Annotated in this window: 11 protein-coding genes; 10 read left to right on the top strand and 1 reads right to left on the bottom strand. The window is 46.4% G+C overall.

The features are described 5' to 3' along the window. Positions 1-48: 48 nt before the first annotated feature. From G475_RS0111545 to G475_RS0111595, 10 genes are all read left to right on the top strand, one after another. Entirely contained in the window at positions 49-1,734 is a 1,686-nt protein-coding gene (locus G475_RS0111545; protein WP_026701446.1) for an AMP-binding protein, read from the top strand. A gap of 121 nt (positions 1,735-1,855) precedes the next feature. Next, positions 1,856-2,452: a TetR/AcrR family transcriptional regulator gene (locus G475_RS0111550; RefSeq protein WP_026701447.1), complete on the top strand. Its 597-nt coding sequence runs from the start codon at positions 1,856-1,858 to the stop codon at positions 2,450-2,452. A 60-nt stretch (positions 2,453-2,512) separates the two neighbouring features. After that, entirely contained in the window at positions 2,513-3,286 is a 774-nt protein-coding gene (locus G475_RS0111555; protein ID WP_026701448.1) for an electron transfer flavoprotein subunit beta/FixA family protein, read from the top strand. Between the two features lie 14 nt (positions 3,287-3,300). Beyond that, a complete protein-coding gene (locus tag G475_RS0111560) occupies positions 3,301-4,272 on the top strand; it encodes an electron transfer flavoprotein subunit alpha/FixB family protein (protein WP_026701449.1) in 972 nt (323 codons plus the stop codon). 158 nt (positions 4,273-4,430) lie between these two features. Beyond that, positions 4,431-4,748: a thioredoxin gene (gene trxA / locus G475_RS0111565; protein ID WP_026701450.1), complete on the top strand. Its 318-nt coding sequence runs from the start codon at positions 4,431-4,433 to the stop codon at positions 4,746-4,748. A gap of 121 nt (positions 4,749-4,869) precedes the next feature. Next, the gene (locus tag G475_RS0111570) at positions 4,870-5,229 is read left to right on the top strand and encodes a DUF488 domain-containing protein (protein WP_026701451.1); all 360 of its coding nucleotides are present in this window, start codon (positions 4,870-4,872) and stop codon (positions 5,227-5,229) included. Between the two features lie 5 nt (positions 5,230-5,234). Next, entirely contained in the window at positions 5,235-7,010 is a 1,776-nt protein-coding gene (gene uvrC, locus G475_RS0111575; protein WP_026701452.1) for an excinuclease ABC subunit UvrC, read from the top strand. A gap of 520 nt (positions 7,011-7,530) precedes the next feature. Continuing rightward, positions 7,531-8,202 carry a protein kinase family protein gene (locus G475_RS0111580; RefSeq protein WP_026701453.1) on the top strand — a complete coding sequence of 224 codons (672 nt, stop codon included), beginning with the start codon at positions 7,531-7,533 and terminating at the stop codon, positions 8,200-8,202. 179 nt (positions 8,203-8,381) lie between these two features. Further along, positions 8,382-8,687, top strand: a complete 306-nt coding sequence (locus tag G475_RS0111590) for a hypothetical protein (protein WP_026701454.1) — start codon at positions 8,382-8,384, stop codon at positions 8,685-8,687. 148 nt (positions 8,688-8,835) lie between these two features. After that, positions 8,836-11,340 carry a DUF2339 domain-containing protein gene (locus tag G475_RS0111595; protein WP_026701455.1) on the top strand — a complete coding sequence of 835 codons (2,505 nt, stop codon included), beginning with the start codon at positions 8,836-8,838 and terminating at the stop codon, positions 11,338-11,340. An 89-nt stretch (positions 11,341-11,429) separates the two neighbouring features. Here the strand turns inward: G475_RS0111595 and G475_RS0111600 are convergent, their stop codons facing one another. Next, the gene (locus tag G475_RS0111600; protein WP_035710999.1) at positions 11,430-11,789 is read right to left on the bottom strand and encodes a DUF2507 domain-containing protein; all 360 of its coding nucleotides are present in this window, start codon (positions 11,787-11,789) and stop codon (positions 11,430-11,432) included. Between the last annotated feature and the right edge of the window lie 92 nt (positions 11,790-11,881).

The following is an 11,881-nucleotide window of genomic DNA, read 5'->3' on the forward strand; positions in this document are numbered from 1 at the left end:
AGAAGAATCATCTGCCAGTGGAATAGGGAGACGAGGAGGAGAAACCGGTTGCGGACGATTGAAGAAAACGTATGGTTTCAACAGTATCCTGATGAGATCCCTCGCACTATTTCTTATGAAAATAAACCTTTGCCTGCTTTTTTGGAGGAAGCTGCCGAAGAATTTCCTGAGAATAAAGCAATTAGTTTTTATGGAAGAAAATGGACGTATGAAGAGCTACTAAAGGATGCTGCTGCTTTTGCCAACGAAATAGTTTCCTTTGGGGTCAAAAAAGGGGACCGGGTGGCAGTCATGCTGCCGAATACCCCCCAGTCTGTTATTAGTTATTATGGGGCGCTTATGACAGGAGCGGTGGTAGTGCAAACCAATCCATTGTATATGGAGCGGGAGCTTCTCCATCAGCTGAAGGATTCCGAAGCAAAAATAATGGTGTGTCTCGATGACATATTCCCAAGAGTGATGGCAGTTCTCGAAGAAACCAGGCTGGAACACATTATCGTAACAAGCATTCAGGATGGGCTTCCCTTTCCTAAAAATAAGTTCTACTCTTGGTTCCGGCATAAACCAGGCGGAACTATCGTTGATATTCAATACGGAAATACCATTCATTCTTTTGAACGTATTATTCGGCGGGGCAGCTGCCAGCTTCCGGAGGTAAATCTTGATCCCAAGGAAGATTTGGCGCTGCTCCAGTATACAGGCGGAACCACTGGCGCAGCAAAGGGCGTAATGCTCACCCATTTCAATCTCGTTTCCAATACGACGCAGTGTCTTTCATGGATGTATAAAATGAAAAAAGGGCAGGAGAAAAACCTCGCTGTGCTCCCTTTTTTTCACGTCTATGGAATGACGGTCTCCATGAACCTGTCGATCATGAACGCCGCAGAATTAGTCATTTTACCGAAATTCCATCCCAAACAAGTGTTAAAAATAATAGAAAAAGAGAAAATCACGTTGTTTCCCGGGGCACCAACGATGTATATCAGTTTACTTCAGGAGAAAAAAACAGAGGCTTATGATTTATCCAGTATCCGTGCCTGTATCAGTGGATCGGCTTCGCTTCCCGCTGACGTCCAACAACAGTTTGAACGGTTAAGCGGCGGCAGGCTGGTAGAGGGATATGGTTTAACGGAAGCTTCGCCGGTGACGCATTGCAATCTGCTCTGGGGCCCCCGGCAGGAAGGAAGTATCGGACTGCCGTGGCCGGACACGGAAGCTGCAGTACTTTCTCAGAGAACCGGGGAGTTTGCGGAACCGGGAGAAATTGGTGAGATCGTCGTCCGCGGCCCGCAGGTGATGAAAGGATACTGGCGATCTCCTGAAGAGACAGGACGTGCGTTTATAAATGAATGGCTGTTAACCGGGGATATGGGATATATGGATGAAAAAGGCTCGTTTTTCATTGTGGATAGAAAAAAAGATATGATAATCGCCGGGGGCTTTAATATTTACCCACGGGAAATTGAAGAAATTTTATATGAGCACGAGGCGGTGCAGGAAGCAGTTGTGGTGGGGGTTCCGGATACGTACCGAGGAGAAACAGTAAAGGCCTTTATAGTAAAAAAACAAGGCGCTGCTATTGATGAGGAAGCACTGAGCCACTTCTGCCGGGAAAGACTTGCGGCTTTTAAAGTGCCGCGTGCCTATGAGTTCCGGGAAGAACTGCCGAAAACCAGTGTAGGTAAAGTACTAAGGCGGAAATTGAAGACCGGAGAAACGGAACCACGGGTCTAAAATGCCTGGGAACCGTCTTGACAGGATTAATAAAAATATTTATAATATATGAATGAATAATCATTCATATATTGGATCGAAAATAAAATCACGATACACATTTCAGGAAGGAAGTACATGGATGAGTACGAAAAAAGGACCAAAGTACAACCAGATTATTGATGCTGCCGTCCGTGTAATTGCCCATAACGGCTACCATCAGGCGCAGGTGTCAAAAATCGCAAAAGAAGCAGGTGTCGCAGACGGAACGATCTATTTATACTTCAAAAATAAAGAAGACATTTTGATTTCGCTGTTTGAAGTGAAAATGGGGGATTTCATTGAGCAGATCCGTGCCCGGTTAACCGAAGCTTCTACTATAGAAGAACAGCTGAAATTATTAGTGAAAATGCATTTGAAACAATTGGCAGCTAATAAAGAACTGGCCGTGGTTACCCAGCTTGAGCTCCGGCAGTCGAATTATGAACTGCGTCAGAAAATCAATGAAGTACTCAGGGATTATTTAAGCGTAATGGAGAATTTGTTGACGAGGGGCAAAGAACAGCACGTGTTTTCCCCGGAACTAAATGAAAAACTTGCCCGTCAGATGATTTTCGGAACACTTGATGAAGTGGCGACGAACTGGGTAATGAAAGATTGCAAATATGATCTCGAAGCCTTGGCCGGACCGGTTTATGACATGCTCCTTGACGGCTTTGGAGCCAGAGTGAACGCCTAGAGTCCGAGGCGCTCCTCCTTTCTTTTTTTGAAAACTTTTACATGACAGGAGGGACTGCAGGTGAATATATATGTTCTGTTGAAAAGAACATTTGATACGGAAGAAAAGATTGTCATTGAAAACGGTTGTATTGTGGAAGACGATGTGGAATTTATTATTAATCCCTATGATGAATATGCTGTAGAGGAAGCTATCAACCTCCGGGATCTCCATGGCGGGGAAGTGACCATCGTAACAGCCGGAGGGGAAGAAGCCGGACAGCAGCTGCGGACAGCGCTTGCGATGGGGGCGGATAAAGCGGTGCTCATTGGTATGGAAGAGGTCACTGAAGAAGTGGATCATTATACCCTCAGCCGGGTGCTGTCAGCCTATCTGGAGGATAAACAGCCGGATCTGATTCTAGCCGGTAATGTCGCTGTAGATGACGGGGCGGGCCAGACAGCTCCGAGAGTAGCGGAGGAGCTCGGAATCAACCAGCTGACGACTATCACCAAAATAGCAATACAAGAAAACCACGTGAAAGTAGAGAGGGATGTGGAAGGGGACATAGAACATGCAGAAACCTCTCTGCCGCTTCTTGTGACCTGCCAGCAGGGATTGAATGAACCGCGTTACCCCTCTCTGCCGGGAATCATGAAAGCAAAGAAAAAGCCGCTCGACAGGGTGGAGCTGGCTGATCTGAACCTGGAGGAAGAAGAAGTGAAAGCTAAGACAAATTCTGTGTCCCGCTTTGTTCCGCCTGAAAAAGAGGCTGGAAAAATACTGGAGGGGGAGCTTTATGAACAAGTACAGGAGCTTGTTCATTTACTGAGAAACGAGGCAAAGGTTTTATAACGGAGGGGAGAAAAATGGCAAACAAGGTGCTTGTACTGGGAGAAATTAAAGATGGGGAACTCCGGCATGTCTCTTTGGAAGCGGTAGCTGCTGCCAGCCAGATTGCGGATGGCGGGGAAATTGTCGGGGTGTTGTTTGGAAAGCAGGTCCAGGGTTGTGCTGAAACCATGATTCAGTTCGGGGCAGATCGTGTGCTTACCAGTGACCGGGAGGAGCTTTCGGTTTATACGACGGACGCCTGCAGGCAGGCAATGCTCCAGCTGTATGAACAGGAACAGCCGGAAGCTATGATCCTGCCGCACACTTCTTCCGGGAAGGATCTCGCACCACGCCTGGCTGCCAAACTCCAGACAGGACTTGTCTCCGATGTGGTGAACATTGAAATAAATAATGGGACCGCCGTGTTTACGCGTCCTATTTATTCCGGAAAAGCATTTGAAAAAGTCTCCATCAATGAAGAGCTGCTATTTGCGACGGTTCGTCCGAACAATCTGGAGACACTGGAAAAGGACATTTCCCGGACCGGGAGGATAGAGCCGGTGGATTTGGAAATAAAGGAGCTGCGGACTATTATTTCCGAAGTGGTTAAAAAAACGAGCGGAGGCGTAGACTTAGCTGAAGCTGATATTATTGTGGCCGGAGGCCGCGGTGTCAAAAGTGCCGAAGGGTTTCAACCCCTGGAAGAATTAGCGGAGGTGCTGGGCGGAGCCGTCGGTGCCTCCCGTGGGGCCTGCGACGCGGAATACTGTGATTATTCCCTGCAGATCGGCCAGACGGGAAAAGTCGTAACCCCTGATTTGTACATCGCTGCCGGCATTTCCGGGGCGATTCAGCATCTCGCCGGGATGTCGAATGCCAAAGTCATTGTTGCCATAAATAAAGATCCGGAGGCACCGATTTTTGATACAGCTGATTACGGGATTGTCGGCGATTTATTTGAGGTTATTCCTCTATTAACAGAAGAGTGTAAAAAAGTGACCACCTGATTGTTGAAAAAATGGGCTTTGACAGAAGTCCATTTTTCATGTTTTTAAAAACGTGGAGTTGGGTAAATTAATTGAAGCAGTTTATTCGCAACGAATAAATCCGAATGCTATAATGACAAATAGATTCAGATTGTTAGCATTAAAGGAGGACAATTACAATGGCAATAGTAAATGTATCAGATCAAAGCTTTGCAGAAGAAACCTCAGAAGGTGTCGTACTGGCCGATTTTTGGGCGACCTGGTGCGGTCCCTGCAAAATGATCGCCCCAGTCCTGGAAGAAATCGATTCAGAGATGGGAGATCAAATCAAGATCGCGAAGCTCGACGTCGATGAAAATCAGGAAACCGCCGGTAAGTACGGTGTCATGAGTATCCCGACCCTGCTGATTTTCAAAGACGGGGAAGTCGTGGAACAAGTTGTAGGATTCCAGCCAAAAGAACAGCTGGAAGAACTGCTGAATAAACATTTAGCTTAAAAAAAGCAAGGCGTTATATGGAGAAGAAAAAACTGCTGATCCCGCGTCAGCAGTTTTTTCCTTGGGAAGAGAGCCCATGAACTGATCAGCCTGCATGGCTGAAAAAGGAGGAAACCTCGTTTTGCCTGTACAAGTGAAACGAATTTATGAAGATGCGGAAACGGAAGACGGCCGCCGGGTCCTCGTAGATAAGGTCTGGCCACGCGGAATATCGAAAACGAAAGCAGCCCTGGACGACTGGGCGAAAGAAGTCACCCCAAGCCCCGGCCTCCGGAAATGGTTTAATCATGAAAAAGAAAAGTTTGATACGTTTGCCGAATACTATAAAAAAGAATTACAATCAGACGAAGAGGCGCAAAAAAAGCTGGAGGAGCTTGCTGAAATGGCTGTTTCTGAGACAGTGACCCTCCTCTTTGCCGCCAAGGACGAAACGTACAATCATGCTGTCCTTCTGAAGCAGTGGGTGGAGGAAAAGAGGTGAAGCCATTGACCAATCTGAAAGAAAAATTGGCCGTGCTGCCCGCACAGCCAGGCTGCTATTTAATGAAAAACAAGCACGGCACCATTATTTATGTCGGCAAGGCAAAGGTGCTTAAAAACCGGGTGCGTTCGTACTTTACTGGCTCGCACGACGGCAAAACCCAGCAGCTCGTATCCGAAATCGAAAATTTTGAATATATTATTACCTCCTCCAATATGGAAGCACTTATTCTGGAAATGAATTTAATTAAAAAACACGAACCAAAATATAATGTCATTTTAAAGGATGATAAGTCCTATCCTTACCTGAAAATTACAAATGAAGAACATCCCCGGCTGATCACAACCCGGAAGGTAAAAAAAGACGGCGGACGTTATTTCGGACCGTATCCCAATGCCGGCGCCGCGAATGAAACAAAAAAGCTGCTGGACCGTCTTTATCCGCTCCGCAAGTGCCGGACACTGCCTGACCGTGTCTGCCTGTATTATCACATCGGCCAATGTTTGGCTCCTTGCGAATTCCCGGTGTCACAAGAGAAAAACAAACAGCTCGTTCAAGATATGGCGCGTTTTCTGAACAACGGTCACCAGCAGGTGAAAAAAGAGCTGCAGGAGAAAATGGAAGCGGCCTCTGAAGAACTGAATTTTGAACGGGCAAAAGAACTGCGTGATCAAATACAGCATATCGATGCGGTCATGGAAAAGCAGAAAATGACGATCAAGGATCAGCAGAACCGCGACGTATTTGCGTATGCCTACGATAAAGGCTGGATGTGCGTCCAGGTCTTTTTTGTCCGTCAGGGAAAACTAATCGAGCGTGATGTCTCTATTTTTCCATTTTACCAGGGCCCGGAGGAGGATTTTCTAACATTTCTTGGACAGTTTTACTTGAAAGAAGAGCACATGAAACCACGAGAAATTCTGCTGCCGCAGGAAGTCGATCAGGAGATGGCAGAACATCTTGTAGAGGTACACGTTCAGCAGCCAAAACGCGGCCAGAAACGCGAACTTGTCCGGCTCGCCGCACAAAATGCGGAACAGGCTCTATCAGAACGGTTTCAGCTGATCGAGCGTGATGAGGAACGTACCATCCGTGCAATAGAGGATCTTGGTGAAAAAATGAACATTGACACTCCGTACCGCATTGAAGCTTTTGATAACTCCAATATTCAGGGAGCCGATCCAGTTTCAGCAATGGTCACTTTTCTTGATGGAAAACCGCATAAAAAGGATTATCGAAAATATAAGGTGAAAGACGTCGAAGGACCGGACGATTATGCCTCAATGAAAGAAGTGATCCGCCGCCGCTACGTACGTCTGCTGAAAGAAGAAGCAGAACTCCCGGATTTGATCTTGATCGACGGCGGCAAGGGGCAGCTCAGTGCGGCGAAAAGTGTACTTGAAGATGAATTGGGACTTCTCGTTCCCGTGGCAGGGATGGCAAAAGATGATAAGCATAAAACATCCGAACTTATCATGGGCGAACCAGCGGAAGTGATTTCGCTCCAGCGTAACAGCCATGCATTTTATCTGCTGCAGCGCATCCAGGACGAAGTGCATCGGTTTGCGATTTCCTTTCACCGCCAGACCCGGAAAAAGAACATGTTCACCTCTGTGTTAGACGACGTCCCCGGGGTCGGCGAAAAACGGAAGCGCCAGCTGCTGCGCCACTTCGGCTCCGTCAAAAAAATGAGAGAAGCCTCACTGGAGGATTTCCGAGGCATTTCCATCCCCGATAACGTTTCGCGGAAACTGATGAAACGCCTGCAGGAAACCGAATGAAAGGAGTCTGGGACAAAACTGGAAGCGATCGTACAGCGGTATACTTCGTTTTAAGAGGGCAGATGCCGCATGAAAAATCCGAACGATGCCAAATTCTAATGGAAAATGTAAGATAATCGTTCGGATTTTTATCTGACCTATATGATTTTGTCCCAGCCTTTCCTGTGATAAAGAAAATGTAACCGAGGCATTCGCTGCAGGCGGCGCCGCCTGCAGCGAATGCCTCAACATGTAACGCACTTTTTTCAGCCGCCTGTTTAAACAATCCGTCGGCGTCTCCCCACAGAAGTTTCAAAACCAAAGTGCTTTTTTGCAGGCTGGATTAGAAAAATAATCACCTACATACATAATAGGATAAAGATGGCTAAGAGGCGTAACAGGGAAATGGAAGATAAGGTTATTGTTGTTATTCCAGAAATTTGGAAACAGTTGAATCTTCCCTAAAAGGAATTGATTGTGTTTTTCAGGGTGTTCCTATAAATTAAAGGAGAAGGGGATAGAGATAGGGAAGGAGAAACAATTGGAACCTCTATGGAAAAAAGCGGCATCTTCCCTGTCCCGCATCACTATTTATTCTAATCCAAACAATGAGCCGGTAACCATATATGGTGAATCGGAGGGTTTGAGGTGTATAGGAGTGGGAACCGATGCTGCCGTGTTTCAGCATTGCAGTGCACCGGCATATGCATTTAAGCTCTATGCTAGGGACAAAGTTTTCAAGGTTCAAGAAGAAGAAAAAATCTATGGTATGTTAGGAGACTTTCCTTTCTTTTCTACCTGTTTTGCGTCCGGGAGGGACTACCTTGTTCTCTCTTATGAGGAAGGGACGACGTTGTTTGATTGTCTGCTCCAGGGCATTCATATTCCAGAACAAGTCATAGCGGATGTGGAGGAAGCCCGACAGTTTGTCTATGAAAAAGGGCTGAATCCCCGCGATCTCCATCTTAAGAATATTTTGCTGCAGCACGGCCGGGCGAAAATTCTGGACGTTTCAGAATATGGGATTCCGTATGTTGACGTACGATGGGAGCATTTAAAAAAGGCATATGAAACCCATTATTCTCTTCTTGACGGCCGGGCAGTACCGTTTTGGTTAGTAGAAACAGTCCGGAAATGGTACAATCACAGTCAGTTTTCCTCATATGATGAATTTATGAGAATGGTATTGAAGTATATAACGTTTAGAAGATAAAGTGGCCTGGAAAATCATAAAAGAATGGAATACTGGACGGAAGCAGCCCGCCATTTTTTCGGGCTGTTTTCTTATTATCTTTATACATAGGAAATTAGGCGGGAGGTCCTCCTTTTATTACGAGACCATGCAGGAAACGGGGACGGAGGCCGGCATATCTGACGATGGGAGGGGAGGACATGTATAACGATAGTAAAAGAACAAACGGACTCAAACTATGGACGATTTTAATAGGTCTGGCTTTTGCGGCACAACTTTTTCTTGGGGCTTTGTTTGTTTTTGATCAATCACACGGGATAGCAGATAAATATCTTCCAATAGTAATCCATTCTGTTTCCGTTTACGGCATAATCATTTACCTTCTTACTATGATTTATCAGCCAGGTGGTAAAAAATTGTTCTTATTCTTCCTGGAGTTGATGCTTATCATTAGTTTGAGTATCTTGTTTTTGTTCATCGCAGGTCAGTTTGTAACCTCCATGTAAAGAAAATGCGACTGTTCTCAGCCCTTGGTTAGTTGAAAAGATAGGCTTGAATGTAAAATTTAGTGTGAAATAGTAAAAAGTGCTCACCTGTCTCCTTATCCTTTAGTATAATGGCAGATATTGGATCACTGGAGCAGGAGGGGGAAAATTGGAAAATCTCAAGCAGCGGTTGGATCATATTTACACGGAACAGGAAAGACTGACGGAGGAATTGGAAGACGTAGTAAAGACATATGAGGCGGCTGATGTTTATCAGGAAATTAAATCACTCCGACGGGATAACGAAACATACCGTGAAAAGCTGCAGGTTTTAAGGGAAAACTACCATCATCTCGAGCAGGAAAACCAACGTCTTCGACATGCGCTCCAGGAACAGATTTTCGATGAAAAAATGAATTTGTTGAAAGTTTCAAAGAAAAAGATACATACCTACTTTGGTAACGCGGAGAAAGAAGAACGTGATCAACTGACCAGTATGGAGGAAAATGCTAAATCGGAAATAACAAAGCTGAAGGACCGCTCCATTCATGCTTTGCAAAAGGATAAACAGGCGATTGATGCCAAATTACATGAGCTTTCTATGGAAGTAGAGGAAGCGGTCCAGAAAAAACGCAGACGTCAGGCTGAAGAAGAACAGAATGCGCTGCATGTATTCTCAGAGCAGTACAATCAACTTGCGGAGGAAGACGTAAGTGAAGGCGTTATGCAAAAACGAATGAAACAGAACCAGGTGGAAATGAAGATCGGCCTCAGCTGGATCAATAAGCTTGGGATTCTTTTGATTCTGCTGGGAGTAGCTGCGGCATTCCGGTACTCCTACACGACATGGTTCAATGACGAGCTGAAAGGCGCTATGTTTTCCGTGATCGGTCTTCTTATGCTGGCAGGAGGAGGGTGGTTCCACAGGAAAGGGAAGCAGACGTTTGCGCTTGGTCTGCTCGGAGGTGGAACTGCTGTCTTATATGGTTCGATTTTTTTCAGTTATTTTTTACTGGAAATTATCGGACTAAGCCCGGCGCTGCTTCTATCATTGGCTGTCACCGCAGGAACCGTGGTACTGGCCCTCTATTATGAGTCCAGAACGGTTTGTACATTTGGGCTGGCAGGCGGCTATATTCCGTTTTACTTGTACTTATTTTCGTTTGGACTTGATGAAACTGCGGTTTACGCTGCGATGGCGTACTTTCTCATACTGAACGGCTCAGTGCTGTGGATTTCATTTCAGAAGCAGTGGAGTGTCGTTCATCATATCAGCTTTTGGCTTAACATCCCATCGTTTTTCATCCTGATACTTTTGTCGCCGGGAAGCGGAATGAGCCTGGGTTATACAGGACTCACATTTCTACTTTATCTTGGACTTACCATCGGCTATCCGTTGACGTATAAAACGGCGGTGAAGTGGGCGGATGTGACACTGCTTGCCTTCAACACCGTCGTCAGCTGCACCGTGATTTATTATCTGTTTTACGTCTTGGGCTGGGAGAATTATACGGGGCTGCTGGCTGCAGCATTCGGCGCCGTGTATTTCGGTCTTGGACGATTTGTCGAGAATAGGATGAACGAGGAGAAGCAGACGATGGTGCTGTTTTATGGCACCTCGATTACGTTTGCCATACTGATGGTGCCGTTTCAGTTCGGCGTGGAATGGGGCATACTCGGCTGGTTAGTGGAAAGTGTCGTCATGATGCTTTATGCCAGTCGATATCGACTGGCACTGCTTGAAAAGGCCGGCTGGGTGATCTTCGGATTGACACTTGCGGCATTTTTACTGGAAGCGGCCCGGTACGCGAGCGGAGGGAGTCAGCCGTTCTTTCACATCAAGTATACTGCGGTAACCGCCGGCCTGCTGATTGTAATGTTCTACTATATTTATGATCAAACAAAAATGAATCGGACGATTCTGTTTCCCGGTTTCACTGATTTTATCGCTGGTGTGAAGTATGTCACCCTTGTTCACGTCTGGATATATGCTGTTTATGAAAGCCTGTACTGGTTTAGTCAGCTGGTACCCGCGTCATTTGAACATTATTGGTTTTACCAATGGCTTGTGGCGGCGTTCCTTTCTGTCGGCATTGGATACAGCCTGAAAAAAACGCCCCTCCTGTACGACAAGATCACCGGCTGCATAAGTTTGTTTTTATACGCAGCGGGAGGCTTGGCCGCCTTTGTTGTGTTGGCAGCGATCCCTGCGCTTGGCGGAGATTCGGATACGGCTGTTGATTACACGGCGCTTGCGGTACTGATAGCCTGCCAGGTCATGATTTTTGCGACAGGGCGTGACCTGCTTCTCGCCTTTATCCGTGGGCGGTATAAAAATCCCGAGTGGTACCCGGCCGTATTAGCTGCTTACTTTATCGTGATTCAGGCGGCTTTTCTCCATGTGCAGCTGCAGCTCGACGGTGCCGGTTTTGTTATTAGTATGATTTATCTATTCACCGCGGTGGGCTATATCCTGTACGGGTTTAAAAGAAACTACGTTTATGTCCGCCGGATCGGTCTCGGTCTATCGCTGTTTGCGACTGGAAAGCTGTTTTTTGCGGATCTTGCCTTTTTGGGCGAGACGAGCGAAATCGCGGCCTATTTCTGCTTTGGTCTTATTTTGCTTGGCATTTCTTATCTATATCAAAAAGTGTCGAGCAGGCGGAACGAATAAAAAAGGTAGTCTGTCCTCACCCATCTGCCTGCTGGGAGGAAGAATGACGGGGGGGCATTCATTTCACCGGAACAGGCAGCCGTTTTCCTTTAATCCCACTGCACCTGAAAGACAACCCGTTTTCGCTTTTCTGTAATGTAGGTTTCGGCTGTCTTTCCTTTCAGCCGTTCGATCTGCTCGGCGAGAAATCCAGCTTCAAGATGGCGGTCAAGCGGCTTCTCTTCACGGGCCACGTCCATCTCAAACTGCATTTCTTTCCTCTTTTCACTGTTCAGGGCCAAATTCCCCCATCCGGCTTTCTCAAAAAAAGAAGAAATGTCCTCCAGGGTTTCCGCCGGGTAGGTGCGGGCAATCCGTTTTCCGCCCCAGTAAAGAATATCAGCCTCTTCTGTCCCGAGCAGGGCAGGAAGCAATGTTTCCCGTAATAGTATGTAGTTAAAATCGTTCATCTTTATCCGTCCTTTCCGCCTATCGTAATTATACCGTTAAAATCTGGAGATCGCTATAGATAACGCAGGGTAGACATGATATACTGTAGCCC

Origin of the sequence: Salibacterium aidingense DSM 18341 (assembly GCF_000429685.1) — a bacterium.
Lineage (GTDB): Bacteria > Bacillota > Bacilli > Bacillales > Marinococcaceae > Salibacterium > Salibacterium aidingense.